Genomic DNA, 26548 nt, shown 5'->3' with positions numbered 1-26548 from the left:
ATCAACGACTCACAGCAATCGCCTGGTTATTCATAATACGCGGAGTCAGGAATACCAGCAGCTCGGATTTTCTTTGCGCAACCACATCGCGCCGGAAAAGGCGGCCAAGATACGGCACATCGCCCAAAAATGGCACTTTATCTACCACTTTGCTTTGGGTATTGGAGAAAACCCCGCCGATGACGATGGTCTCGCCATCCTTGACCAATACCTTGGCATTAACTTCGTTTTTCTTGATCGGCGGCACGTCATTGAGCTTATTCAGGTAATCGGGCTCATCCTTGGTGACCTTGACCTCCATGAACACCCAGCCGTCAGGGGTAATTTGCGGGGTGACCTCCAGCGACAGCGAAGCCTCCTTGAAGGACACTGACGTTGCACCCCGGCCGCTGGATTCCTGGTAGGGGATTTCGGTGCCCTTGAGGATGCGCGCGGTTTCCTTGTCGGAGGTGACCACCTTGGGCTGTGAGACGATTTCACCGTTGCCGGTTTTCTCCATGGCGGTCAGCTCCAAGTCCAGCAACAGGTTGTCGGTGATATAGGCGATGCCCAGGCCTGCCGTACCGGTGAGCGAACCCATGTCGACAAACGGTGAGCTGGGCGGGTTTACCGGCGGCTCAACCCCTTCGCCCAAGGGCTTGCTGATACCACCCGCGCCCCAGTTGCCACGGTTGAGTCGGCCGCCCCAGCGCACGCCCAGGCTTTTGTCGTAATCGACATTGGCCTCGACGATCCGCGCTTCAATCATCACCTGGCGCACTGGAATGTCCAACTGCGCCACGATCCGCCGCAGCTCTTCGAGCCGCTCGCTGGTCTGGTAGGCGATGATGTTATTGGTGCGGTCATCCACCGCCACTGAGCCGCGCTCATCGGTGATGCCTTCCAGGCCCGTCACCGACTGGAACAACTTGGCCAGGTCCGCCGCCTTGGCGTAATTGACCTGCAACAGCTCCCGGCGCAACGGCGCCAAATCCGCCATCTGTTTACTTGCCTCCAGTGTCAGCAGTTCGCGAGCCGCCAGCTCTTCGGCCGGCGCCACCAGCAACACACCGGCTTTCACGCGCTTGTCCAAGCCTTTGCTTTGCAGCACCAGGTCCAGCGCCTGATCCCAGGGCACCTCTTTGAGCCGCAGGGTGATCGAGCCCTGCACCTCATCGCTGGCCACCAAGTTAAGCCCCGCGACATCCGCAATCTGCTGCAATACGACACGCACATCGATGTTCTGGAAGTTAAGGTTCAGCTTGTCGCCGGCATAGGGAGTGCCCAGAGCTGCCTGACCGGGAGGCGGCAGCTGGATCAGATCCACGCGATTGGGCACAGCAGATGCCATCGGTGCCGTGAACGCTATCCATAGCGCCACACCGAAGGACGAGAAAGTCCTTTTCATTGTTTGATTCCGTTATGAGTTGACGTTTAACACGAGGGTTCGCGAACGCTCCAGCCATGCGCCCTGTTCATCCGGGAACAGTTCGGCCAGTTCGATGTAGCTGTCATGAATAGCTGTGACCCGGCCATGGTGAGGCCCCAAGTAATCGCCGACTGCTAGGCGATGCACCGTCGAGGCCGCACGCAGCAATACAAAGGTCTGTAAGCCACGGGACAACGTGCCGACCATTTCGAACCGGTCGATGGCCAGACCTTCCAAGGCGCCACGCTTGCGCGCGAGGTCCGGCGCACGCGCCGACCGGCCTGACACGTGGCCCACTTGCAAGGCCAGCGGCTGGAACGGATCACGCAGGGAGGCGGCGGCGTAGACAAATCGCGCGCCCTGCTCGACTGCCTGGGCAGGCTTGCCATGGCCTGAGGCGCTTCGATAACTCTTGGCCAGCAGATCAAGGCGCAGCAACGACCCATCAGGCCGAAGCACCACATCATGTGCGGAGACGATGCGCGGCAGCCCGCCCAAGCCGCTCACAAACATTGCCAGGTCGTGGTAGGCGCCAAACACACCGACCTGCACGGGTTCCTCGATGTAGAACGGATGAGGCTGCTCATCCAATACCGTGACGTCCTCGACCACCAGACCATTGGCAACCGCCAGCCGGGCAATGTCTTCCAACAAGCCGGGCATGTCGGATTCGCCGGGCAACTGCCGTAAAAGCCCGGCGACCTGATCCTCCGTCACTTGAGCCTGACGGGTGAGCCCCTCAAACCCCGCGACCTTGCCGGCATTTTGCGCGTGCGCCTGTTGCAGGATTACTTCCTGCGCCTCTAACGCTTGCAGCCGCTCACGGGCCGGGGCCAGCAACACAACATCGCCCACCAGCACCACCAGGCCCGCCAACGCGCAGCCCAACAGGGCCTTACCGGGTAAGGGCCATTTCGCAGCGTTGTGAGAGAGCGTAGAGAAGTCGAGCCTGGGCAGGCTCATGGCTGGGCCTCGGTGGATTCCCCCTGGCGCACCATGAGTTGGAATTCGTTGCCGCCACCCTCGCCCTGCGCACGCACATGCTGCAACCGGGTAGCGTGGGCACCTTCAGAGGCCTGCAAGCGGCGCATCAACTGGGCGATATCCTGGCTGGACTCGGCACTGCCACTGATACTCACCGTGCCGCCCTTGGCGACAACCTCATGCAGGTGCACGCCATCGGGCACCGCACGCGCCAACTGGTCCAATAGCTGCGCGCTGGCCGAACGGCCTTCGTGCAGGTCCTGCACCACCTTCATGCGTTGCGCCAATTGCTGGCTTTGTTCTTGAAGGTTGTCGAAGGTCTTGAGGCGCGCATCCTCGACGGTGACTTCCTTGCCCAGATGGTTATTTCGCGCGGCTTGCCGGTCAATTGCCTGGTCGATCACCTGATCCGCCAGCCACACCGCCGCGAGCGCCACACAAGCGAACGCCAGCAAAAATATCAGGAAGTATTTGCGCCGCCGTTCCGCCAGCGCCTGGCGCCAAGGCAAAAGATTGATTCGTGTCATCCAGCGAAACTCCTCAGGGCCAACCCGCAAGCAATTCCCATCCCGTGGGCATCCACGGCCCACTGTGCGCCATCGACTCGATGGCCCGGCATGAAGCTGGCGAAATCCTGACTGCAAGCGCGCTCCAATGCAAACCCTTCGACATCCACGACCCGCGTCACCAGCCCGGCCAGGGCCAAAACCGCTTCGCGGGCTTCGACCTGCTGCTTGAGGCACGCCGCCAGCAGCACCTCGACGCGGGCCGGGTCGTGAGCCGAAGGGCCGCGGACCTGAAAATCGATGGCGACGTCGTCCAAGGGGTAAGGAATGTATTGATCGGCCTCCATCTGGATCTTCCAGACCATCTCCTCGTCGCTGAGCCCTGCCGCCATTTCTATCACCCGCGTGATAACCGAAGGGCCCGCCACCGCCACAGCCGCCTGCCTGGCCGAAGTATGCAACTCAGATAACGCCTGTTGCAGTACCCGCCCTATCGCCTCAAGGTCCAGCAGCGTGCCATCAACCACCGCATTGGCAGGCAAGCGCTGTGTGACATAGCCATGAACGCTATAGCCACGGGTTGAACGGCCCAGTTCAATCAGCTTGATGCCGGTGTCATTGATGTCGACGCCCAGCATGGTGTCGACTTTTCGCCTGAAAAATCCCTTTCTCATAAAACTCCCTAAAACTTTGCCTGTCATACCGCCTGATTAGCGCGGGGCATCGTGCATTCGGTCGACTTGTTTGAGTGGTGCGAATGACGCCCCAGGCCGAAAATGCTTTAATGCCCAGCGTTTTTCCCCGCTTTTTTCTGCTGCTCGGGTTGATCCATCGTTTGTTATGCATGCCCCGACGCGTAACTCATTCTTTTCTCTGGAAATCCAAAAGCCTTGATTCGTCTGCTGAAGTTTTTCGGGTACTCCATTGTCGCGATCGTCTGCGGGCTGATGCTCGTACTCAGCGGGGCCTACCTCTACCTTAGTCCGGGTTTGCCCTCCGTAGAGGCACTCAGAAGTATCCAGTTGCAGATTCCTTTGCGGGTCTACAGCAGCGACGAAAAACTGATCGCGGAGTTCGGCGAAATGCGCCGCACACCGATCCGTTTCGCCGATATTCCGCCCAATTTCATCAATGCCCTGCTCTCGGCTGAAGATGATAATTTCGCCAACCACTACGGCGTCGACCCCAGCAGCCTGGTGCGTGCGGCCACTCAGTTGGTAAAAAGCGGACACATTCAATCCGGCGGTAGCACCATCACCATGCAGGTGGCGAAGAACTTCTTCCTCACCAGCGAGCGCAGCTTTTCGCGCAAGGCCACTGAAATCCTGTTGGCCCTGCAGATCGAACGCCAGCTGACCAAAGATGAAATCCTTGAGCTGTACGTGAACAAGATCTACCTGGGTAACCGCGCCTACGGCATCGAAGCGGCGTCCCAGGTCTACTACGGCAAGTCGATTCGTGACGCCAGCCTGGCGCAGATGGCGATGATTGCCGGCCTGCCTAAAGCCCCTTCACGCTTCAACCCACTGGCCAACCCGGCGCGCAGCAAAGAGCGCCGCGACTGGATCCTGGGCCGCATGTACAAGCTGGGCAAGATCGACCAGGTCGCCTATGAAAGCGCCGTGGCTGAGCCGTTGAACGCCAGCTACCACGTGCCGACGCCGGAAGTGAACGCACCGTACATCGCGGAAATGGCGCGGGCCGAGATGGTCGGCCGCTATGGCAGCGAGGCCTACACTGAAGGCTTCCGCGTGACCACAACGATTCCGAGCGACCTGCAGGAAATCGCCAATAACTCGGTACACACAGGCTTAGTCACCTACGACCAACGCCATGGCTACCGTGGCCCTGAATCGCGCCTGCCGGGCAAGACCTTGAGCGCCTGGACCACAGAATTGGGCAAACAGCGCCCAATCAGCGGCCTGGAGCCGGCCATCGTCACCCAAGTGAATAAAGATGGCGTGCAGGTGCTGACCCGCACCGGCGAAGGTCATGTTTCGTGGGACAGCATGAAGTGGGCACGCCCCTTCCTGAACACCAACAGCATGGGCCCGATGCCCAAGCAGCCGTCTGACGTGGCGCAAGTGGGTGATTTGATCCGCGTGCAACGCCAGAAAGACGACAGCCTGAAATTCAGCCAAGTGCCTGTGGCGCAAGGCGCGCTGGTGTCCCTGGACCCGCAGAACGGTGCGATCCGTGCCCTGGTCGGCGGTTTTGCCTTCGAGCAAAGCAACTACAACCGCGCAACCCAGGCCAAGCGCCAACCGGGCTCGAGCTTCAAGCCGTTCGTCTACAGTGCTGCGCTGGATAACGGCTACACCGCCGCCAGCCTGGTCAACGACGCGCCGATCGTGTTTGTCGACGAGTACCTGGACAAGGTCTGGCGCCCGAAGAACGACACCAACACCTTCCTCGGCCCGATCCGTATCCGCGAGGCGCTGTACAAGTCGCGCAATCTGGTGTCGATCCGCTTGCTGCAGGCGATGGGCGTGGGCAAGACCATCGACTACATGACGCGCTTCGGCTTCGCCAAGTCGGACCTGCCGCCAAACCTGTCCCTGGCCCTCGGCACCGCGACCCTCACGCCAATGGAAATCGCCACGGGCTGGAGCACCTTTGCCAACGGCGGCTACAAGATCACGCCGTACCTGATAGAAAAGATCGAAAGCCGTAACGGCGACACCCTGTTCACCGCCAACCCGCCACGCGTGCCGGGTGACGTGGTCAATGGCGTGGCCGCGACGGATGGCCTCGCGGCACCGAGCAACGGCGGAATCACCATCGACCCGACCCCAGGCGCAGCGCCTGCGGCAAACGCCGCTGCGCCCACCGAGCCACAAGCGCCGGCAGTGGCTGAGCGGATCGTGGATGGTCGCACCACATATATCCTCAACAGCATCCTGGAAGACGTGATCAAGAAAGGCACCGGCCGTCGCGCACTGGCCCTGGGCCGTGCGGATATCGCGGGCAAGACCGGTACCACTAACGAATCCAAGGACGCCTGGTTCTCCGGCTACAACGGCGACTACGTGACCACCGTGTGGACCGGCTACGACCAACCGGAAAGCCTGGGCCGCCGCGAGTTTGGTGGCACCGTCGCGCTGCCGATCTGGATGAGCTACATGGGCGCAGCCTTGAAGGACAAGCCGCTGCACACCCAGCCCGAGCCGGAAGGCATTCTCAGCCTGCGGATTGACCCGGTGAGCGGCCGTGCGGCATCGCCGAGCACGCCGAATGCGTTCTTCGAGCTGTTCAAAAGCGAAGACACGCCACCGTCGGTCAACGAGCTGGGCAATGGCGTTGCACCGGGCAGCCCGCTGCCGGCGGATGAGGGGGCACCGATCGATCTCTTCTAACTCGATCTGCGGCTGAGCGCAGCTCCAATGTGGGAGCTGGCTTGCCTGCGATAGGGGTCTACCGGATACACCGCCATCGCGGGCAAGCCCGACTTACACAGGGCTCACCCGACGTCTGAAGAGCGTATTCACCCCGCCACAAAAAAGCCCCGACTCGCGAGAGCCGGGGCTTTTTGTTGGTGCGCTACAACGGCTTAGCCGTTGAACACATCATCCACGCTTTGCAGCGGGTAGTGCTTCGGATACGGCAGGGTAGCCACACCGGTCTCGATGGCGGCTTTGGCCACGGCATCGGAGATCAGGGTGATCAGGCGCTTATCCATTGGTTTGGGAATGATGTACTCACGGCCGAATTCCAGCTTGATGCCACCGTAGGCGTCGCACACTTCCTGAGGCACCGGCAGTTTGGCCAGTTCACGCAGGGCGTTGGCGGCAGCCACTTTCATCTCTTCGTTGATGCGCTTGGCGCGAACGTCCAGGGCACCACGGAAGATGAACGGGAAGCCCAGTACGTTGTTGACCTGGTTCGGGTAGTCCGAACGGCCGGTGGCCATGATCACGTCGTCACGGGTGGCGTGCGCCAGTTCCGGGGCAATTTCCGGATCAGGGTTGGAGCAAGCGAACACGATCGGGTTGGCCGCCATGGACTTGAGGCCTTCAGCGCTCAGCAGGTTCGGGCCGGACAGGCCAACGAACACGTCTGCACCGTTGAGGGCGTCAGCCAGGGTGCGCTTGTCGGTCGCGTGGGCAAACATCGCCTTGTACTGGTTCAGGTCGGTACGCTCGGACTGAATAACGCCCTTGCTGTCGACCATGAAGATGTTTTCAAGCCGGGCGCCCATGCTCACCAGCAACTTCATGCAGGAGATGGCCGCCGCGCCGGCGCCCAGGCAGACGATTTGCGCGTCAGCCAGCGTTTTGCCGGCGATTTCCAGGGCGTTGATCATGCCGGCCGCGGTAACGATCGCGGTACCGTGCTGGTCATCGTGGAATACCGGAATGTCGCACTGCTCGATCAGGGCCTTTTCGATCTCGAAGCACTCAGGTGCCTTGATGTCTTCCAGGTTGATGCCACCGAAGGTGATGGAAATGCGCTTAACCGTGTCGATGAACGCCTGCGGGCTTTCGGAGTCGACTTCGATGTCGAAAACGTCGATGCCGGCAAAGCGCTTGAACAGCACACCCTTACCTTCCATGACTGGCTTGGATGCCAATGGGCCGAGGTTGCCCAGGCCGAGAATCGCGGTGCCATCGGAAATCACTGCAACCAGGTTGCCTTTGCCGGTGTACTTGTACGCCAGTTCAGGGTCGCGGGCGATTTCACGTACGGGCTCGGCAACGCCAGGGCTGTAGGCCAGCGACAGGTCGCGGGCGGTGGCAGTGGCTTTGGTGAGCTCTACACTCAGCTTTCCTGGACGAGGATGGGCATGATATTCGAGAGCGGCAGTTTTCAAATCAGACATATCGGCATTCCGCTTTTACTGTTGGTCGACGGACCGCCGAGGATACGCGTGTCGCAAAGTCCCTACAAGACTGGGCAGTCACAGGTGTCAAGGGCCCTGCGCTACGACTTTTGGCCAAGAGCCACGGGATACAAGGGCTTAACTGTTCACAATCACCTTAAAAAATGTCTACAATTTTTTATTCAAAAATCAATTTTGCAACGCTTCGCCAAATCGCGGCCACAAAAAAGGCGTCCACAAGGGACGCCTTTTTCAACAGCTGACAAAAACCCAAAGGGCTTTTGAGCCTTACTCTGCTGGAGTAGCAGCAGGCTTCTTGCCGAAAGCACCAAAGCGATCTGCGAAGCGCTGTACACGGCCGCCGGTGTCCAGAGTTTTCTGCTTACCGGTGTAGAACGGGTGGCACTCGTTGCATACGTCAGTACCCAGTGGCTTGCACAGGTTCGAACGCGTTTCGAACTTGTTGCCGCAGCTGCAGGTTACTGCGATGGTTTCGTACGCTGGATGGATATCGGCTTTCATGGTGACTTCCTCGGGCTAGCGTGCCGCCACACGACACTATTGTCGAATACCGCACGTAATTAGGCCGCCGATTCTACCAGACCTTTTTAAACGCGCAAGCGGCGGCGCCTGTCGTTTGCGCACATAAAAGCCCCTTTCATCAGAAAACTTCCGGTTCACCACGATCATTGTGGGAGCCGTGCTTGCCCGCGATGGCGGCGTGTCAGGCACCCAATCCGGCGACTGATACGCCGCTAGCGCGGGCAAGCCCGGCGCCCACAGAAGTGCTGCCTCCAACACCCGAGACGGGACACCTCCACCGCAGGTCTGCTAGGCTCGCGCCCCTGCGCCACCGCCTGCCTTTATAAGAGACCCCCCGCGTGCCCGACGCCATTTTGCGCCTAGCCCTGCCCTCGCCTCTGCGCCGCCTGTTCGACTACCGCGCCCCGGCCGGCGTGCTGCGCGCGCAGTTGCAGCCGGGCATGCGTGTGCGCGTGCCGTTCGGGCGGCGGGAAATGATCGGCATCCTGGTGGAAGTCGCCGACCACAGCGAAGTGCCCGCAGAAAAGCTCAAGCCCGCCATCGCTATCCTCGACGCCACTGCGCCATTGCCCCCGGGCTTGTTCAAGCTGTGCCTGTGGACTGCCCAGTATTACCAGCACAGCCTGGGTGACACGCTGAGCTGGGCGCTGCCGGTGCTGCTGCGCCAGGGCGAGTTGGCCGAAGCACGCCAAGAACGCTTCTGGTCGATGGTGCCCGGCGCCCGCCTGGACGACCCGCGCATCGCCCGCGCGCCGCGCCAGCGTGAAGCCCTGGCCACGCTGGCGCAGCACCCCCACGGCGTGGCGCATCAGCTATTAAGCAAGCTGATGCTGAGCAAGGACAGCCTCGACCTGCTGCTGGCCAAGGGCCTGGTGCAGGTGGAAATCCGCAAGCACGCGCCGGACCCGCGCCACGAACACTGGCTGGCCCAACCCGAACTGCCGCTGAACCCCGAGCAACGGGCTGCTTATGAAGCCATCCGCGCAGGCGCAGGCAGCTTCCATGCGTTCCTGCTGGCCGGCGTGACCGGCAGCGGCAAGACCGAAGTCTATTTGCAGCTCATCCGCGAAACCCTGAAGGCCGGCAAACAGGCACTGGTGCTGATCCCCGAGATTAACTTGGGCCCGCAAACCCTGGCGCGTTTCGAGCAGCGCTTCAATGCGCGCATCGCCCTGGTGCATTCGGCGGTCAACGACCGCGAACGCCTGGAGTCCTGGCTGGCGGCGCGGGACGGTGAGGCCGACATTATTATCGGCACCCGTTCGGCGCTGTTCACGCCAATGAAAAACCCCGGGCTGATAATCATCGACGAGGAGCACGACGGCTCCTATAAACAGCAGGAAGGCCTGCGCTACCACGCCCGCGACCTGGCGCTGGTACGCGCACGCCAGGAAGACATCCCGATTGTGCTGGGCTCGGCCACGCCTTCCCTGGAAAGCCTGCACAACGCCTACACCGGCCGTTACGGGCTCCTACGCCTGAATGAGCGCGCAGGTGGCGCCAAACAACCGCGTTTCCTGCGCCTGGACGTCAAAAGCCGCCCGCTGGACAGCGGCATTTCCGGGCCAATGCAACAAGCCATCGGCCAGACCCTCGCCGCCGGCCAGCAAGTGCTGGTGTTTCTCAACCGCCGGGGCTTTGCGCCGACGCTGCTGTGCCATGACTGCGGCTGGATGTCCGAGTGCGAGCGCTGCGATGCGCGCATGACCGTGCACCAGCGCCACGGCGAGTTGCGCTGCCATCACTGCGGCCATGTGGAACGGGTGCCACGCCACTGCCCGCAATGCGGCAAGGTGGACTTGCGCCCAGTGGGCGCCGGCACCGAGCGTGCTGAAGAGCGACTGGGGATTTTGTTCCCGGACTACCCGGTACTGCGAGTCGATCGCGACAGCACGTCGCGCAAAGACGCGATGAACCAGCTGTTCGCGACCATCCAGAAAGGCCAGCCGTGCATCCTGATCGGCACGCAGATGCTTGCCAAAGGGCACCACTTTCCACGGGTGACGCTGGTGTCGATCCTGGATGCCGACGGCGGCCTGTTCTCCGGCGACTTCCGCGCCAGCGAACGCATGGCGCAGTTGATCGTGCAGGTCGCGGGCCGGGCCGGGCGGGCCGAAGAGCCGGGCCGAGTGATTATCCAGACGCACCTGGCCGACCATCCGCTGTTGATCCAGCTGACCGAACAAGGCTACTTTGCCTTCGCCGAACAGGCCTTGAGCGAACGCCGCGCCGCCGGCCTGCCGCCCTTTTCCCATTTGGCCTTGCTGCGCGCCGAAGCCCACAAACAGGGGCAGGCAGAAAGTTTTCTGGATGAGGCGTGCAGCGCCGCCGAACGTTTGCTTGGCGAACTGGGTCTGACCGGCATCGAATTGCTCGGCCCGGTGCCCGCGCCTATGGAACGCCGCGCCGGGCGTTATCGCGCCCAGCTACTCTTGCAGGCAACGTCCCGCGCACCACTGCATCGGCTATTAAGTAGCTGGTTACTTGCCCTGGAGCAAATGCCCAGCGGCCGGCAAGTGCGATGGTCGTTGGATGTGGACCCGGTAGACCTGTATTGATAGCAGGCACGCCAGCGCCCACATTTTGAAATGTGAATACCCTTAAATGTGGGAGCGGGCTTGCCCGCGATGAGGCCCGCAGGTCCGCCATCTGGTCTGAACGGTTGGCAAGCCCGCCCTCGCCACGGATAATGCCCAGTTTTTCCACCTGCGCATCGCGCGCCGCCGCTTGCGGTCGAAAGAGAACACCATGAAAGACACCATTCGCCAGTTGATCCAACAAGCCCTCACCCAACTCGTCAACGAAGGTGTGTTGCCTGAAGGCCTGACGCCGGCGATCCAGGTGGAAAACACCCGCGACAAGACCCACGGCGACTTCGCCAGCAACATCGCGATGATGCTGGCCAAGCCTGCGGGCATGAAGCCGCGCGACCTGGCGGAAAAAATCATCGCCGCACTGCCGGCTGACGAGAGCGTCACCAAGGCTGAGATCGCCGGCCCAGGCTTCATCAACTTCTTCCAGAACACCCAGGCCCTGGCTTCGCGCCTGGACGCCGCCCTGGCCGACGCCAAGATCGGCGTGCGCAAGGCCGGCCCGCTGGAGCGCGTGGCGATTGACCTGTCGGCCCCCAACCTGGCTAAAGAGATGCACGTGGGCCACTTGCGTTCGACCATCATTGGCGACGGCGTGGCGCGGGTGCTGGAGTTCCTCGGTGACACCGTAATCCGTCAGAATCACGTGGGCGACTGGGGCACCCAGTTCGGCATGCTGATGGCCTACCTGCAGGAAAACCCGATCACCAGCAACGAGCTGGCCGACCTGGAAAACTTCTACCGCGCCGCCAAAAAGCGTTTTGACGAGTCCGAAGAGTTCGCCGACCGCGCCCGTGGCCTGGTGGTCAAGCTGCAAGCCGGCGACAAGGAATGCCTGGCGCTGTGGGGCCGCTTCCGCGAGATCTCGTTGTCGCACTGCCAGGAAATCTACGAGCTGCTCAACGTGAAGCTGACCATGGCCGACGTGATGGGCGAAAGTGCCTACAACAACGACCTGATCAACGTGGTCAACGACCTCAAGGCCAAGGGCCTGCTGGTGGAGAGTAACGGCGCGCAGTGCGTGTTCCTCGAAGAATTCAAGACCGCCGACGGCGAGCCGCTGCCGGTCATCATCGTCAAGGCCGATGGCGGCTACCTCTACGCCACCACCGACCTGGCGGCCGTGCGCTACCGCAGCGGCGTGCTGAAAGCCGACCGCGCGCTGTATTTCGTCGACCAGCGCCAGGCCCTGCACTTCCAGCAGGTGTTTGAAGTGGCACGCCGCGCAGGTTTCGTCACCCACCCGATGCACATGGAACACATGGGCTTCGGCACCATGAACGGCGCCGACGGCCGCCCGTTCAAGACCCGCGATGGCGGCACCGTGAAGCTGATCGACCTGCTGAACGAAGCCCAGGAGCGCGCCTACAACCTGGTGAAGGAAAAGAACCCGGAGCTGGCCGAAGCCGAGTTGCGCAACATCGCCCGCGTGGTGGGTATTGGCGCGGTGAAATACGCCGACCTGTCCAAGCACCGCACCAGCGACTACAGCTTCAACTTCGAACTGATGCTCAACTTCGAAGGCAACACCGCGCCGTACCTGCTGTACGCCTACACCCGCGTGGCCGGCGTGTTCCGCAAGCTGGGCAAGGACTTCAGCGAAGTTGAAGGCCAGATCGTGCTCGATGCTCCTCACGAACAGGAATTGGCGGCCAAACTGGCGCAATTCGCAGAAGTGTTGAACAGCGTCGGTGAGAAAGGCACGCCGCATGTCCTCTGCACCTATTTGTATGAAGTCGCCGGCCTGTTCTCCAGCTTCTACGAGCACTGCCCGATCCTCACCGCCGACGACGAAGCCCAGAAGCAAAGTCGCCTGCGCCTCGCCGCACTGGCTGGACGGACCCTCAAGCAAGGCCTGGAATTGTTAGGCCTGGAAACCCTGGAGCGTATGTAAGTTGGCTGCCAAGAAAAAACCTGCACCCAAGCGCGGCGCCAGCCGCTATCAAGCCCCGGCGAAAAAGCCGATTCCGGGCTGGTTGTGGATGGCCATCGGCCTGGCGGTCGGTGCGTTTGTCGTGATCCTGATGAAGCTGGAGCCGGGCAAGGGCGATGACGTTAAACGCGTCAAGCAAGAGCAGCAGAAAGCCACGAAAATGGCCGAAGCCAACAAGACGGCGCCGAGCCCGACCGCGCCGGTGAAGCCGAAGTACGATTTCTACACGCTGCTGCCGGAATCGGAAGTGATCGTGCCGCCCGACGCCGTGCCGGAGAAAACCCTGCCGACGCCGCAAGTGCCGACCACACCCGTGACGCCTGCGGAAGCGGCGAAAATCGACACCGCACGCGCTCAAGCGGCGCTGGCCGGGATCACCCCGCCGCCGCCACCGCCGGTTGCGCAGACCAAAGCGGCACCGGTGACCAAGTTCTTCCTGCAAGCGGGCTCGTTCCCGAAACAGGCGGACGCGGATCGGGTGCGAGCGCAGATCATTCTGCTGGGCCAGACGGTGACGGTGGAGTCCGGCACGGTGAAGGACTCGACCTGGTATCGCGTGCTGGTAGGGCCGTTCAGCAACCGTGAACAGCTGACCGTGGCGCAGAAACAATTGGCCGGCGCCGGGTTTAGCAACCTGTTGTTACAACAACGCCAGAGCCGCTGACTCATAGCCAACTCGGTATACATGTGGGAGCTGGCTTGCCTGCGATGGCGGTGTAACAGTCATTATTTTCAGTGACTGACACACCGCCATCGCAGGCAAGCCAGCTCCCACAGTTGGTTTTGGGACGCTCCCAAAAATGTGTCAGACCAATAAACACCACTCGTCCGCCACACCCCCCTACGGTTGAAATCCCCCTCGCCACCCCCATATGAGATTCCATCAGGGCATTTTCGCCCCGCTGCGTGGAGACTCTCCCCTTGACCACCATCGTTTCAGTACGTCGCCACGGCAAAGTCGTCATGGGCGGCGACGGCCAGGTTTCCCTTGGCAACACCGTGATGAAAGGTAACGCCAAAAAAGTGCGCCGCCTGTACCACGGCCAGGTTCTCGCGGGCTTTGCCGGCGCTACCGCCGACGCCTTCACCCTCTTCGAGCGTTTCGAGGGCCAGTTGGAAAAACACCAGGGCCACCTCGTGCGCGCCGCGGTCGAACTCGCCAAAGAATGGCGCACCGACCGTACCCTCAGCCGCCTGGAAGCCATGCTGGCCGTTGCCAACAAAGACGCTTCCTTGATCATCACCGGTAACGGCGACGTGGTTGAGCCTGAACATGGCTTGATCGCCATGGGTTCCGGCGGTGGCTACGCCCAGGCGGCAGCCAGCGCACTGTTGAAGAAAACCGACCTGTCGGCCCGTGAAATCGTCGAGACTGCCTTGGGCATTGCCGGCGACATCTGCGTGTTCACCAACCACAACTTCACCATTGAGGAGCAGGACCTCGCCGAGTAAGCCCTAGGCTTATTCCCGCTTGAGGCCGCAAACACTATGTCCATGACTCCCCGCGAAATCGTCCATGAACTTAATCGCCATATCATCGGCCAGGACGATGCCAAGCGCGCCGTTGCCATTGCGCTGCGTAACCGCTGGCGCCGGATGCAACTGCCCGAAGAATTGCGCGTTGAAGTAACGCCGAAGAACATCCTGATGATCGGCCCTACCGGCGTCGGTAAAACCGAAATCGCCCGGCGCTTGGCCAAGCTGGCCAATGCCCCGTTCATCAAGGTCGAAGCCACCAAGTTCACCGAAGTGGGCTATGTGGGCCGCGACGTCGAGTCGATCATTCGTGACCTGGCCGACGCCGCCCTGAAGCTGCTGCGCGAACAGGAAATGACCAAGGTTAGCCACCGCGCTGAAGACGCCGCCGAAGAACGCATCCTCGACGCCTTGCTGCCGCCGGCACGCATGGGTTTCAACGAAGACGCCGCACCGTCATCCGATTCCAATACCCGCCAGCTGTTCCGCAAGCGCCTGCGTGAAGGCCAACTGGACGACAAGGAAATCGAGATCGAAGTCGCCGAAGTCTCCGGCGTCGATATCTCCGCACCGCCTGGCATGGAAGAAATGACCAGCCAGCTGCAGAACCTGTTCGCCAACATGGGCAAGGGCAAGAAGAAAAGCCGCAAGCTCAAGGTCAAGGAAGCGCTGAAGCTGGTGCGCGACGAAGAAGCCGGGCGCCTGGTGAATGAGGAAGAACTCAAGGCCAAAGCCCTGGAAGCCGTCGAGCAACATGGCATCGTGTTTATCGATGAGATCGACAAAGTGGCCAAGCGTGGCAACTCCGGCGGCGTTGATGTGTCCCGCGAAGGCGTCCAGCGCGACCTGCTGCCGCTGATCGAAGGCTGCACCGTGAACACCAAGCTGGGCATGGTCAAGACCGACCACATCCTGTTTATCGCCTCCGGTGCATTCCACCTGAGCAAGCCAAGCGACCTGGTGCCGGAGCTGCAAGGCCGTCTGCCGATTCGCGTGGAACTCAAGGCGCTGACCCCGGGCGACTTCGAGCGCATCCTCAGCGAGCCGCACGCCTCGCTCACCGAGCAGTACCGCGAGCTGCTGAAAACTGAAGGCTTGGGTATCGAGTTCCTGCCGGACGGGATCAAGCGTTTGGCGGAGATTGCCTGGCAGGTTAACGAGAAGACCGAGAACATCGGTGCGCGTCGTCTGCATACCTTGCTTGAGCGTCTGCTGGAGGAAGTTTCCTTCAGCGCGGGCGACATGGCGGGTTCGCAGAATGGCGAAGCGATCAAGATCGATGCTGACTACGTGAATAGCCACCTGGGCGAATTGGCGCAGAACGAAGACCTGTCTCGTTATATCCTGTAAGCCTCACAGGAAATGGTTTGTGTAGGAGCCAGGCTTGTGTGGGAGCTGGCTTGCCTGCGATAGCATCACCTCAGTGTTCCTGAAACACCGAGGTGCCTGCATCGCGGGCAAGCCCGGCTCCCACACAAGCCTGCTCCCACATTAAGCCGGTTCCTTCAGGAGGATCATCTCTGAGCGAACCCCCAAATGACCCAATTCCCTACCGCTGTAAACCTGCATAAAACCTCCAACACCCTCGGCCTCACGTACGGGCCCGATGAGGTCTACCAGTTGCCCGCCGAACTGCTGCGGGTGCACTCGCCTTCCGCCGAAGTCCAGGGCCACGGCAAACCCATCCTGCAGTTCGGCAAACTCAATGTCCGGCTGATCAAGATAGAACCGGCCGGTCAGTACGCACTGAAATTGACCTTTGACGACGGGCATGACAGCGGACTGTTCACCTGGGACTACCTCTACCAGTTGGCTATGCGCCAGGAAGCACTGTGGGCCGACTATCTTGCTGAACTTAAAGCGGCCGGAAAAACCCGCGACCCGAGTGAGTCGGTCGTGCGGCTAATGCTCTAACTCAGGCGTCTTGCTCTTTAGAGGGCATTTTCTAATTTCATCTGCTTGAATGCCCTGTCGCGCGGCCAACGATTGGCCCGCTTGCGAAAAAAATTAAACTCGGGTAACCAATAGAACTGGCAAGTTCCCTGCATTTGACGATGCGGTATTTACGGTCACCCGAGTCGCAGTACCAGGCTGGTGTCGTGTATCGAAATTGGGTGCGCAGCAATCGCCGGTACTCGTCTTTCGGACAATGGAGCGTCGTAGATGAGTAACAAGAATAACGATGACTTGAAACGCCAGGCCTCAGAAAACACCCTGGGGCTGAACCCGATCATCGCGTTACGAAAAAAGGATTTATTAGCCTCGGCGAAGATGGTGCTGACCCAAGCCATCAAGCAACCGTTACACAGCGTCAAGCACGTGGCCCACTTTGGCGTCGAATTGAAGAACGTGATGTTTGGCAAATCCGCGCTGGTGCCCGAAGGCGATGACCGTCGCTTCAACGACCCCGCCTGGAGCCAGAACCCGCTCTACAAACGTTACCTGCAAACTTACTTGGCGTGGCGCAAGGAACTGCACGACTGGATTGGCGACAGTAACCTGTCGGAACAGGACATCAGCCGCGGCCACTTTGTGATCCACCTGATGACCGAAGCCATGGCCCCCACCAACAGCGCGGCCAACCCGGCGGCGGTCAAGCGCTTCTTTGAAACCGGCGGCAAAAGCCTGCTCGATGGCTTGTCCCACCTGGCCAAGGACATGGTGCACAACGGCGGCATGCCGAGCCAGGTCAACATGGGCGCCTTTGAAGTGGGCAAGAGCCTGGGCACCACCGAAGGCGCCGTGGTCTTTCGCAACGACGTACTGGAGCTGATCCAATACAAGCCGATCACCGAGCAGGTGCACGAGCGCCCATTGCTGGTGGTGCCGCCGCAGATCAACAAATTCTATGTATTCGACCTGAGCCCGGAGAAGAGCCTGGCGCGCTTCTGCCTGCGCAATGGTTTGCAGACGTTTATCGTCAGCTGGCGCAACCCGACCAAGGCCCAGCGCGAGTGGGGCCTGTCGACCTATATCGAGGCGCTCAAGGAAGCGGTCGATGTGGTCACGGCGATTACCGGCAGCAAAGACATCAACATGCTCGGCGCCTGCTCCGGCGGTATCACCTGCACCGCGCTGCTGGGCCACTACGCGGCGCTGGGGGAGAAGAAGGTCAACGCCCTGACCCTGCTGGTGAGCGTGCTGGACACCACCCTGGACACCCAGGTGGCGCTGTTTGTCGACGAGCAGACCCTGGAGGCAGCCAAGCGCCATTCCTACCAGGCTGGCGTGCTGGAAGGCCGCGACATGGCCAAGGTGTTTGCCTGGATGCGCCCCAACGACCTGATCTGGAACTACTGGGTCAATAACTACCTGCTGGGCAACGAGCCGCCGGTGTTCGACATCCTGTTCTGGAACAACGACACCACGCGCCTGCCAGCAGCGTTCCATGGCGACTTGATCGAACTGTTCAAGAACAACCCACTGATACGCGCCAACGCCCTGGAAGTGTGCGGCACGCCGATCGACCTCAAGCAGGTCACCGCCGATATCTACGCCCTGGCCGGCACCAACGACCACATCACGCCGTGGCAGTCTTGCTACAAGTCGGCGCAGTTGTTTGGCGGCAAAGTGGAATTTGTGTTGTCCAGCAGTGGGCATATCCAGAGCATCCTCAACCCGCCGGGCAACCCCAAGGCGCGTTACCAGACCAGCGATGGCCTGGCGGGCAAGGCGCTGGATTGGCAGGAGAATGCCACCAAACATACTGACTCCTGGTGGCTGCATTGGCAGGCCTGGCAGGCGGAGCGGTCGGGTAAATTGAAGAAAGCACCTACAAGCTTGGGTAACAAAACCTATGCCGCAGCTGAGGCGGCGCCGGGTACTTATGTGCATGAACGATAAGCAAATTGTGTAGTTGAAATGAGATCAATGTGGGAGCTGGCTTGCCTGCGATAGCGGTATGCCGGTAAGTGACAGAATGCCATCGCAGGCAAGCCAGCTCCCACATAGACCGAGTTCCTACCGATAAATAGCACCACTCCACAGGGCTTGAGCATGCCGCAACCGTTCATCTTCCGTACCATCGACCTGGATGGCCAGACCATCCGTACGGCGGTACGCCCGGGCAAGCCTCACTTGACGCCGCTGCTGATCTTCAACGGCATCGGCGCCAACCTTGAGCTGGTGTTTCCGTTCGTCCAGGCGCTGGACCCGGACCTCGAAGTGATCGCCTTTGATGTGCCGGGCGTGGGCGGTTCGTCGACGCCCAATCGGCCTTATCGCTTTCCCGGCCTGGCCAAACTCACCGCGCGCATGCTCGATTACCTCGACTATGGCCAGGTGAATGCGGTGGGTGTGTCCTGGGGCGGCGCGCTGGCGCAACAGTTCGCTTATGACTACCCGGAGCGCTGCAAAAAGCTGATCCTGGCCGCCACCGCAGCCGGTGCCTTTATGGTGCCGGGCAAGCCTAAGGTGCTGTGGCTGATGGCAAGCCCAAGGCGCTATATCCAACCGTCCCACGTGGTGCGCATCGCGCCAATGATTTATGGCGGCTCGTTCCGCCGCGATTCAAAACTGGCTGCCGAGCACGCGAGCAAAGTGCGCTCGGCCGGCAAGCTCGGTTACTACTGGCAGCTGTTTGCGGGGTTTGGCTGGACCAGCATCCATTGGCTGCACAAGATCCGCCAACCGACCCTGGTGCTGGCGGGTGACGACGACCCGCTGATCCCGTTGATCAATATGCGCATGCTGGCCTGGTGCATTCCGAATGCGCAGCTGCACATCATCGATGATGGCCACCTGTTCCTGATCACCCGGGCTGAAGCCGTGGCGCCGATCATCATGAAGTTTCTCGAAGAGGAGCGCCTGCGGGCGGTGATTCATCCGCGACCGGCGGTGTAAGGACTACACCGCCGCGCAACTTGCCCAGAACCGACTATGGTTCTCAATTGGCGTGCCTGTTGTTGCCCTGACGAAGGAGTGTTGGCTCATGCGAGAAAGACCCGTGACGAACCCGGCGCCCACCCCTGCTGTGTTCATCAATGCGCAAAATGCGATCACCGGCCTGCGCGGTCGGGATTTACTCGCAACCCTGCGCAGCGTCGCCGCCCACGGCTTGCGCAACCCGGTGCACACCGCGCGTCACGCCCTGGCGCTGGGCGGTCAGTTGGGTCGCGTGTTGCTGGGCGAAACGATGCATGAACCCAACCCCAACGACGCGCGCTTCATCGACCCCACCTGGAAACTCAACCCGCTGTACCGCCGCAGCCTGCAAGCCTACTTGAGCTGGCAGAAACAGACTCGCCACTGGATCGACGACAGTGCCCTGAACGCGGATGACCGCGCCCGCGCGCACTTCGCGTTCTCGCTGCTCAATGATGCGGTGTCGCCTTCCAACACGCTGCTCAACCCGCTGGCCATCAAGGAGCTGCTCAACTCCGGCGGCAACAGCGTGGTGCGCGGTGTGAGCAACCTGTTTGATGATTTACTGCACAACAACGGCCTGCCCCGTCAGGTCAGCAAGCATGCGTTTGAAGTCGGCAAGACCGTGGCGACCACGCCCGGCTCGGTGGTGTTTCGCAACGAGCTGCTGGAGCTGATCCAGTACAAGCCCATGAGCGAAAAACAGTACGCCAAGCCGCTGTTGATCGTGCCGCCGCAAATCAACAAGTACTACATCTTCGACCTCAGTCCGGCCAATAGCTTTGTGCAGTACGCGCTGAAAAACGGCCTGCAGACCTTTATGGTCAGTTGGCGCAACCCGGATGTGCGCCACCGCGAATGGGGCCTGTCCACCTATGTGGCGGCGCTGGAGGAAGCGCTCAACGTGTGCCGGGCGATCACCGGTGCCCGCGAGGTCAACCTGATGGGCGCCTGCGCCGGTGGCCTGACCATCGCCGCACTGCAAGGCCATCTGCAAGCCAAGCGCCAGCTGCGACGCATCTCCAGCGCCAGCTATCTGGTGAGCTTGCTGGACAGCCAGATCGACAGCCCCGCCACCCTGTTCGCCGATGAACAAACCCTCGAAGCCGCCAAGCGCCGCTCCTACCAGCAAGGCGTGCTCGACGGTCGCGACATGGCCAAGGTGTTTGCCTGGATGCGCCCCAACGACCTGATCTGGAACTACTGGATCAACAATTACCTGTTGGGCAAGGAGCCACCGGCGTTCGACATCCTGTACTGGAACAACGACAACACGCGCCTGCCCGCCGCGCTGCATGGCGACTTGCTGGACTTCTTCAAGCACAACCCGCTGAGCCATCCTGGTGGCCTTGAGGTGTGCGGCACGCCTATCGATTTGCAGAAGGTCACGGTGGACAGCTTCAGCGTGGCCGGGATCAACGACCACATCACGCCGTGGGATGCGGTGTACCGCTCCACGCAATTGCTCGGCGGTGAGCGGCGCTTCGTGCTGTCCAACAGCGGGCATGTGCAGAGCATCCTTAACCCGCCAGGCAACCCCAAGGCCAATTACGTCGAAAACCCCAAGCTAAGCAGCGACCCGCGCGCCTGGTACTACGACGCCAACCATGTCGAAGGCAGCTGGTGGCCGCAGTGGCTGGAGTGGATTCAACAGCGCTCCGGCGCACAACGCGAAACATTGACTGCCCTGGGCAACCAGAATTACCCACCCATGGAAGCGGCGCCGGGCACCTACGTGCGCGTGCGCTGAGCTCAACGACCCCATTAAGAAGATTGGATGAAGACTCGCGACCGTATCCTTGAATGTGCCCTGCAGTTGTTCAACCACAAGGGCGAGCCGAACGTGTCGACCATGGAGGTGGCCAATGAAATGGGGATCAGCCCCGGCAACCTCTACTACCACTTCCATGGCAAGGAGCCGTTGGTACTCGGGCTGTTCGAGCGCTTTCAAAATGAACTGGCACCGCTGCTCGACCCGCCGGCGGATGCACAACTCAGAGCCGAAGATTACTGGCTGTTCCTGCACTTGATCGTCGAGCGCATGGCCCATTACCGGTTTCTGTTTCAGGATTTGTCGAACCTGGCCGGGCGCCTGCCGAAGCTGGCCAAGGGCATTCGCAATTTGCTTACGGCACTGAAGCGAACACTGGCTTCATTACTGGCGCGACTCAAGGCGGCGGGGCAGTTGGTCAGTGATACCCAGGCGCTGGGGCAACTGGTGGAACAGATCACCATGACCTTGCTGTTTTCCCTGGATTACCAGCGGATTCTCGACCGTGAAGGGGAAGTGCGCGTGGTGGTGTACCAGATCATGATGCTGGTGGCGCCGCACTTGTTGTTGCCGGCACGGCAGGCGACCGAGCGGTTCGCCCTGAAATATCTGGATGACATGGATTAAAAATGTGGGAGCGGCGGTGGTCATAAGATCGCCAATAAAAAACGCCCGACCTTCGCAGGCCGGGCGTTTTTTGTACCCTGAAAAAATCAGGACTGACTGGATGGCGTCGGGGTTACCGGCGATGCAGTCGGGGCAGCAGCAGCGTGGGTCGGTGCGGACACCGAGTTGGCTGTCGAAGCGGTTGGCGCTGGGGTTGCAGGCTTGGCCGCAACGGCAGGCTTTGGCGCTGCTGGCTTTTTCGCTACAGCGGGCTTCTTCGCGGCGGCTGGTTTTGCCGCTGGCTTGGCAGCCACAGGTTTTGCTGCAGCAGGCTTGACGGCCGGTTTAGCGGCGGCTGGCTTGGCTGCAGATTTCGCAGCGGCCGGCTTGGCAGCAGGTTTGGCTGCGGCAGTTTTAGCAGCTGGTTTCGCAGCGGCCTTGGCAGCAGGTTTAGCCGCTGGCTTGGCAGCTGCTTTAGCGGCTACTGGTTTAGCAGCAGGCTTGGCGGCAGGTTTGGCAACCGGTTTTGCCGCTGCTTTAGCTGGGGCCTTGGCCACAGGTTTCGCAGCCGGCTTGGCAGCCGCTTTAACCAGAGGCTTGGCCGCAGATTTTGCAGCCGGTTTGGCGGCAGGCTTAGCAGCCGGTTTAGCCGCGGCAGTTTTAGCCGGGGCCACTTTGGCGCCCGTGAGTTTTTCGATTTGCTTGGTCAGCGTATCGACCTTGCTGTGCAGCGTCTTCAGTTCCGCTTTGCTGGGCACGCCCAGTCGCGAAATGGCACTGTTAAGACGCTTGTCGAAAGTCTCTTCCAACTTGCCCCATGTATCAGAAATGCTCGACTTGGCAGAACCTGCACTCGCCTTGGCCGCCTCGACTTTTTTACCCACTGTGGTCTTGGTCAACTTCTCGGCTTTCTCGCCGTCCTTGACCAAAGTCTCGAAGTACTTACCGCCGTCACTGCTAACCTTCGAGTACACGCCTAAACCAGCAAGCCAGATCTTACGGGAATATTTTTCAACTTCCCCGATCCACGAGCTGCCTTCTTTCTGAGTAGTCTTTTTAACAGCCATCCCGATGTCTCCTTAGTGTTTACGCGCGACACGTTCTAGCAATGTCGTCAGCTCTTCGAGCTTAGCAGAGAGTGTCTCAACGTCATGTTTAGACGCAATGCCGATCCGATTCAAGGCACTTGCAACACGCGTGTCAAAAGCTTTTTCAACTTTATCGAGTTGAACTTCAACCAAACCTTTGACGCTTGAGACGTTACTCTTTACTTGGTCAATCTGACTGTTGGCAGCATCAAGTTGTTCAACCACAACTTTTTTGCCTTTACTTTCAACATGTTGACCAGTCTTAACCAGCTCTTTGAAGTACTCCCCGCCCTCGCTTCCAACCTTGGCATAGGCACCAAGACCGGCCAGCCAGATCTTGCGGGCATAGCTTTTTACGTCACTCAGGGTAGTGGTCTGTGCGTCGATTTTTTTCTGCAAAATAACTTTGGCCATGGTGCACCTCACGCAAATTAGGGTCGAGGAACGGCCCACAGGAGTTGAGGGCTTGGGCACAAAGTAGGGCGAAAAATTAGAATCGGCACCCTAAGAACACCTCGATCAGGCCAGCGCCTTATCCAGGGCTTTCTCGATTTCGGACTTGATAGTGCCACTCATGGCCGACATCAACAGGCCCAGCTCCACATCGATACGCAGCGAATCATCCGCCACTAATACTGTGCCTTTAACCCCCGAACGTTTGAGGTTCAGGGTGTCGCCGGACCAGGATGGCTCCAGGCCATATTGCTCCTTGAGTTTCTGCGCCAACTTCTCGGCCTTCGCACGCGCGCCGTCTTTACCCAGGGAATGTGCACGCTCAACGGTAATACGGGCCATTGCAATGACTCCTCTTTATAACGACTCAGAACACCTGCCATGCGGCAAAAGGTCTCGGTGACCCCCTATCTTACCTTCAGCCTTGCCAAGACAAAGCAAGCCTTGGGGATTATCATGTCCCGCATTCTCTTTTGGTGACAGCGATATGACTGATCAGCGCAAAGGCAGCGATGCCGAACCCACCACTCACTTCGGCTTCAAGAACGTTCCGGAAAGCCAGAAAGCGGAAAAAGTCGCTGAGGTGTTCCACTCCGTAGCCGCCAAGTACGACCTGATGAACGACGTGCTGTCGGGCGGCATGCACCGCATGTGGAAGCGCTTCACCATCGAACTGTCGGGCGTACGCACCGGCAACCGCGTGCTGGACATCGCTGGCGGCACAGGCGACCTGGCCGCCAAGTTCTCCAAGCTCGTCGGCCCTACCGGCCAGGTAGTGCTGGCGGACATCAACGGTTCGATGCTCAAGGTCGGCCGTGATCGCCTGCTTGATAAAGGCGTGGCCGGCAATATCGAATTCGTTCAGGCCGATGCGGAAAAGTTGCCGTTCCCGGATAACCATTTCGACTGCGTGACCATCGCTTTCGGCCTGCGCAACGTCACCCATAAAGAAGACGCGATCCGCTCGATGCTGCGCGTGCTCAAGCCGGGTGGCCGCCTGTTGGTGCTGGAGTTCTCCAAGCCGACCAACTCGCTGATGTCCAAGGTCTACGACACCTACTCGTTCGCCTTCATGCCGCTGATGGGCAAGCTGATCACCAATGACGCCGAGAGCTACCGCTACCTGGCCGAATCGATCCGCATGCACCCGGACCAGGAAACCCTGAAGTCGATGATGGTGGAGGCCGGTTTCGACCGCGTGACCTACCACAACATGACCGCAGGGGTAGTCGCCCTGCACCGCGGCATCAAGCCCTGATGCTGCTCAAAGGCCTTCTCGCCAGCGTTGAACACGGCGTCAACCGTGTACTGCGCCTGGACAGCACCGCCCTGGCGCGGCTCGCGCACTTGAACGGCAAAGTCATTGCCGTCGACTGCACGAGCCCGGCCCTGCAGCTGTTTATCCTGCCCAGCGATGAAGGCCTGCTGCTCGCGACCCAATGGGCCGCCGAAGCCGACTGCACGCTGCGCGCACCGGCGTCGAGCCTGTTGCACTTGGCCCTGAGCCGCAACAAGACCGCCATCCTCCACGGCCCTGAAGTGGAATTGGAAGGCGACAGCGCGGTGCTGATGGACCTGGCCGCCGTGCTGCAAGACCTGGAGCTGGACTGGGAATACGAGCTGTCACGCTGGATCGGCCCCGTGGCCACCCAGTTGATCAGCGGGCACCTGCGCAGCCGTTCGCGCTGGTACCAGCAAGGCTTCGCCAGCCTCAACCAGAACCTTGCCGAATACCTGAGCGAAGAATCGCGCACCCTGGTCGGAGAACGCGAAGCGCAAGCGCGCTTTCGCGAACTCGACAAGGCCAAAATCGACCTGGAACGCCTCGAGGCGCGCTTCGAGCGCCTGAGCCGTTCCCTTGATCCAAGCGATAACGCATGAAGCTGCTCGCCGTCCGCCGTTTGTTTCGTATCCAGCGCGTCGTAATTCGCTACCGCCTCGATGACCTGCTGTTCGCCCTGCCCTTGCCGTGGTTCCTGCTGGCGGTGCGCTACGTGCTGCCGTGGCGCTGGTTCCCGCGCAAACAGCTGGAACTGAGCCGTGGCGCGCGCCTGCGCCTGGCGTTGCAGGATTTGGGGCCGATCTTTATCAAGTTCGGGCAGATCCTCTCCACGCGTCGCGACCTGTTGCCCGAAGACATCGCCGACGAGTTGATGCTGCTGCAGGACCGCGTACCGCCGTTTGACTCCCAGCAGTCGATGAAGCTGATCGAAGAGCAGCTGGGCAAGAAGATCAGCGAGGTGTTCAGCCGTTTCGACGTCGACCCGCTGGCCTCGGCCTCGGTGGCGCAAGTGCACGCGGCGCAGCTCAAGACCGGCGAAGAAGTGGTGGTGAAGGTGATTCGCCCCGGCCTCAAGCAGATTATCGGCCAGGACCTGGCGTGGCTTTTCATCCTCGCCCGTGCCGCCGAGCGTTTCTCCGCCGACGCGCGCCTGCTGCACCCGGTGGATGTGGTCGCCGACTACGAAAAGACCATCTACGACGAACTCGACCTGCTGCGCGAAGCCGCCAACGCCAGCCAGCTCAAGCGCAACTTCGAAGGTTCTTCGCTGCTGTACGTGCCGCAAGTGTATTGGGACTGGTGCCGCCCAAAAGTGCTGGTCATGGAGCGCATCTACGGCGTGCAGGTCACCGACCTCGCGACCCTGGCCGACCAGCGCACCGACATGAAAATGCTCGCCGAGCGCGGTGTGGAGATCTTCTTCACCCAGGTGTTCCGCGACAGCTTCTTCCACGCCGACATGCACCCGGGCAACATCTTCGTCAGCACCGTGAACCCGTGGAGCCCGCAGTACATCGCAATCGACTGCGGCATCGTCGGCAGCCTGACCCCGGAAGACCAGGACTACCTGGCACGCAACCTGTTCGCCTTCTTCAAGCGTGACTATCGCCGCGTGGCGCAGTTGCACATCGATTCGGGTTGGGTGCCGGCGGAAACCAAGCTCAACGAATTCGAAGCGGCGATCCGCACCGTGTGCGAGCCGATTTTCGAAAAACCGTTAAAAGATATTTCCTTCGGCCAGGTGCTGATGCGCCTGTTCCAGACCGCGCGGCGCTTCAATATGGAAGTGCAGCCGCAGCTGGTACTGCTGCAAAAAACCCTGCTGAACATCGAAGGCCTGGGCCGCCAGTTGTACCCGGACCTCGACCTGTGGAACACCGCGCAGCCGTTCCTGGAACGCTGGATGCGCGAACGCGTCAGCCCGAAAACCTTGCTAGGCAACCTGCAAAGCCAGGTCGAACAGTTGCCGCACCTGGCCAATATGACCCGCGACCTGCTGGAGCGCATGTCCCAGCCGCACGCCAAAGACCCCGCACCGCCTTGGCAGAAACGCAAGGACGACTGGTTCCTGCGCCTGCTGGGCGCCGCGCACCTGGTGGGTGGTGTGATGCTCGCCATCGGTGGGCCGCTGAACCAACTGGGCCATTGGCCGGCCGGCATCATGGTCGCCGTGGGTGTTTATCTGATCGTGCGTCGATAGCCGATCCGGTTATACACTGTCGCAA

General features: G+C 60.7%; 22 protein-coding genes and 1 pseudogene. 14 read left to right on the top strand and 9 right to left on the bottom strand.

All coding sequences use genetic code 11. From position 1 onward, the window contains the following. Position 1: 1 nt before the first annotated feature. The 4 genes and pseudogenes from KZH41_RS03410 to pilM all read right to left on the bottom strand — a co-directional run. A pseudogene (locus KZH41_RS03410) lies at positions 2 to 1255 on the bottom strand (type IV pilus secretin PilQ); the annotation flags it as partial. Between the two features lie 144 nt (positions 1256 to 1399). Beyond that, positions 1400 to 2371 carry a pilus assembly protein PilP gene (locus KZH41_RS03405; RefSeq protein ID WP_263274388.1) on the bottom strand — a complete coding sequence of 324 codons (972 nt, stop codon included), beginning with the start codon at positions 2369 to 2371 and terminating at the stop codon, positions 1400 to 1402. Further along, a complete protein-coding gene (locus KZH41_RS03400) occupies positions 2368 to 2919 on the bottom strand; it encodes a PilN domain-containing protein (RefSeq protein WP_094949293.1) in 552 nt (183 codons plus the stop codon). Before KZH41_RS03400 ends, KZH41_RS03405 begins: the two co-directional genes overlap by 4 nt. After that, complete coding sequence (pilM, locus tag KZH41_RS03395; protein WP_242153997.1) at positions 2916 to 3572, bottom strand: type IV pilus assembly protein PilM; 657 nt, start codon at positions 3570 to 3572, stop codon at positions 2916 to 2918. Before pilM ends, KZH41_RS03400 begins: the two co-directional genes overlap by 4 nt. Positions 3573 to 3791: 219 nt before the next feature. Between pilM and KZH41_RS03390 the strand changes: the two genes are divergently transcribed. After that, on the top strand, positions 3792 to 6254 hold the full coding sequence (locus KZH41_RS03390; RefSeq protein ID WP_406979633.1) for a penicillin-binding protein 1A: 2463 nt from the start codon (positions 3792 to 3794) through the stop codon (positions 6252 to 6254). Between the two features lie 194 nt (positions 6255 to 6448). Here the strand turns inward: KZH41_RS03390 and KZH41_RS03385 are convergent, their stop codons facing one another. Then, the gene (locus tag KZH41_RS03385; protein WP_263274386.1) at positions 6449 to 7717 is read right to left on the bottom strand and encodes a malic enzyme-like NAD(P)-binding protein; all 1269 of its coding nucleotides are present in this window, start codon (positions 7715 to 7717) and stop codon (positions 6449 to 6451) included. Positions 7718 to 8005: 288 nt separating this feature from the next. Next, entirely contained in the window at positions 8006 to 8239 is a 234-nt protein-coding gene (gene rpmE / locus KZH41_RS03380; RefSeq protein WP_094949297.1) for a 50S ribosomal protein L31, read from the bottom strand. Between the two features lie 359 nt (positions 8240 to 8598). Here rpmE and KZH41_RS03375 point away from each other — a divergent pair, with 359 nt between their 5' ends. The 10 genes from KZH41_RS03375 to KZH41_RS03330 all read left to right on the top strand — a co-directional run bounded on the left by KZH41_RS03375 (position 8599) and on the right by KZH41_RS03330 (position 21521). Continuing rightward, positions 8599 to 10818 carry a primosomal protein N' gene (locus tag KZH41_RS03375; RefSeq protein WP_263274385.1) on the top strand — a complete coding sequence of 740 codons (2220 nt, stop codon included), beginning with the start codon at positions 8599 to 8601 and terminating at the stop codon, positions 10816 to 10818. 190 nt (positions 10819 to 11008) lie between these two features. Then, positions 11009 to 12745 carry an arginine--tRNA ligase gene (argS, locus tag KZH41_RS03370; protein ID WP_263274384.1) on the top strand — a complete coding sequence of 579 codons (1737 nt, stop codon included), beginning with the start codon at positions 11009 to 11011 and terminating at the stop codon, positions 12743 to 12745. A 1-nt stretch (position 12746) separates the two neighbouring features. After that, positions 12747 to 13448 carry an SPOR domain-containing protein gene (locus KZH41_RS03365; RefSeq protein ID WP_094949300.1) on the top strand — a complete coding sequence of 234 codons (702 nt, stop codon included), beginning with the start codon at positions 12747 to 12749 and terminating at the stop codon, positions 13446 to 13448. Between the two features lie 257 nt (positions 13449 to 13705). Next, positions 13706 to 14236 (top strand): ATP-dependent protease subunit HslV, encoded by a 531-nt coding sequence (gene hslV, locus KZH41_RS03360; RefSeq protein ID WP_064450299.1) that lies wholly within the window; start codon positions 13706 to 13708, stop codon positions 14234 to 14236. A gap of 36 nt (positions 14237 to 14272) precedes the next feature. Next, on the top strand, positions 14273 to 15610 hold the full coding sequence (gene hslU, locus KZH41_RS03355; RefSeq protein ID WP_083355661.1) for an ATP-dependent protease ATPase subunit HslU: 1338 nt from the start codon (positions 14273 to 14275) through the stop codon (positions 15608 to 15610). 186 nt (positions 15611 to 15796) lie between these two features. Next, positions 15797 to 16174 carry a gamma-butyrobetaine hydroxylase-like domain-containing protein gene (locus KZH41_RS03350; protein ID WP_094949302.1) on the top strand — a complete coding sequence of 126 codons (378 nt, stop codon included), beginning with the start codon at positions 15797 to 15799 and terminating at the stop codon, positions 16172 to 16174. A gap of 249 nt (positions 16175 to 16423) precedes the next feature. Further along, positions 16424 to 18103 carry a class II poly(R)-hydroxyalkanoic acid synthase gene (gene phaC / locus KZH41_RS03345; RefSeq protein WP_263274383.1) on the top strand — a complete coding sequence of 560 codons (1680 nt, stop codon included), beginning with the start codon at positions 16424 to 16426 and terminating at the stop codon, positions 18101 to 18103. 153 nt (positions 18104 to 18256) lie between these two features. Next, positions 18257 to 19102 carry a poly(3-hydroxyalkanoate) depolymerase gene (gene phaZ / locus KZH41_RS03340; protein WP_263274382.1) on the top strand — a complete coding sequence of 282 codons (846 nt, stop codon included), beginning with the start codon at positions 18257 to 18259 and terminating at the stop codon, positions 19100 to 19102. Positions 19103 to 19190: 88 nt separating this feature from the next. Beyond that, a complete protein-coding gene (gene phaC, locus KZH41_RS03335; protein ID WP_242153990.1) occupies positions 19191 to 20873 on the top strand; it encodes a class II poly(R)-hydroxyalkanoic acid synthase in 1683 nt (560 codons plus the stop codon). A 27-nt stretch (positions 20874 to 20900) separates the two neighbouring features. Beyond that, on the top strand, positions 20901 to 21521 hold the full coding sequence (locus tag KZH41_RS03330; RefSeq protein WP_094949306.1) for a TetR/AcrR family transcriptional regulator: 621 nt from the start codon (positions 20901 to 20903) through the stop codon (positions 21519 to 21521). A gap of 86 nt (positions 21522 to 21607) precedes the next feature. Here the strand turns inward: KZH41_RS03330 and KZH41_RS03325 are convergent, their stop codons facing one another. From KZH41_RS03325 to KZH41_RS03315, 3 genes are all read right to left on the bottom strand, one after another. Next, positions 21608 to 22567 (bottom strand): phasin family protein, encoded by a 960-nt coding sequence (locus KZH41_RS03325; RefSeq protein ID WP_263274381.1) that lies wholly within the window; start codon positions 22565 to 22567, stop codon positions 21608 to 21610. Positions 22568 to 22579: 12 nt separating this feature from the next. After that, the gene (locus tag KZH41_RS03320) at positions 22580 to 23002 is read right to left on the bottom strand and encodes a phasin family protein (protein ID WP_094949308.1); all 423 of its coding nucleotides are present in this window, start codon (positions 23000 to 23002) and stop codon (positions 22580 to 22582) included. Positions 23003 to 23107: 105 nt separating this feature from the next. After that, complete coding sequence (locus tag KZH41_RS03315) at positions 23108 to 23383, bottom strand: polyhydroxyalkanoic acid system family protein (protein ID WP_094949309.1); 276 nt, start codon at positions 23381 to 23383, stop codon at positions 23108 to 23110. Between the two features lie 145 nt (positions 23384 to 23528). On the opposite strand from KZH41_RS03315, the gene ubiE reads away from it, so the two are divergent. The 3 genes from ubiE to ubiB are packed head-to-tail and all read left to right on the top strand — an operon-like array spanning position 23529 to position 26523. Continuing rightward, complete coding sequence (gene ubiE, locus KZH41_RS03310) at positions 23529 to 24299, top strand: bifunctional demethylmenaquinone methyltransferase/2-methoxy-6-polyprenyl-1,4-benzoquinol methylase UbiE (RefSeq protein WP_263274380.1); 771 nt, start codon at positions 23529 to 23531, stop codon at positions 24297 to 24299. Beyond that, on the top strand, positions 24299 to 24922 hold the full coding sequence (locus KZH41_RS03305) for an SCP2 domain-containing protein (RefSeq protein ID WP_094949311.1): 624 nt from the start codon (positions 24299 to 24301) through the stop codon (positions 24920 to 24922). Before ubiE ends, KZH41_RS03305 begins: the two co-directional genes overlap by 1 nt. Beyond that, the gene (ubiB, locus tag KZH41_RS03300; RefSeq protein ID WP_094949312.1) at positions 24919 to 26523 is read left to right on the top strand and encodes a ubiquinone biosynthesis regulatory protein kinase UbiB; all 1605 of its coding nucleotides are present in this window, start codon (positions 24919 to 24921) and stop codon (positions 26521 to 26523) included. The genes KZH41_RS03305 and ubiB overlap by 4 nt, the downstream gene beginning before the upstream one ends. Positions 26524 to 26548 lie beyond the last annotated feature (25 nt).

The sequence above is a fragment of the Pseudomonas sp. YeP6b genome (assembly GCF_025642995.1).
GTDB lineage: Bacteria > Pseudomonadota > Gammaproteobacteria > Pseudomonadales > Pseudomonadaceae > Aquipseudomonas.
Note: the sequence above shows the minus strand (reverse complement) of the source record. Positions and strands in the feature narration are given on the sequence as shown.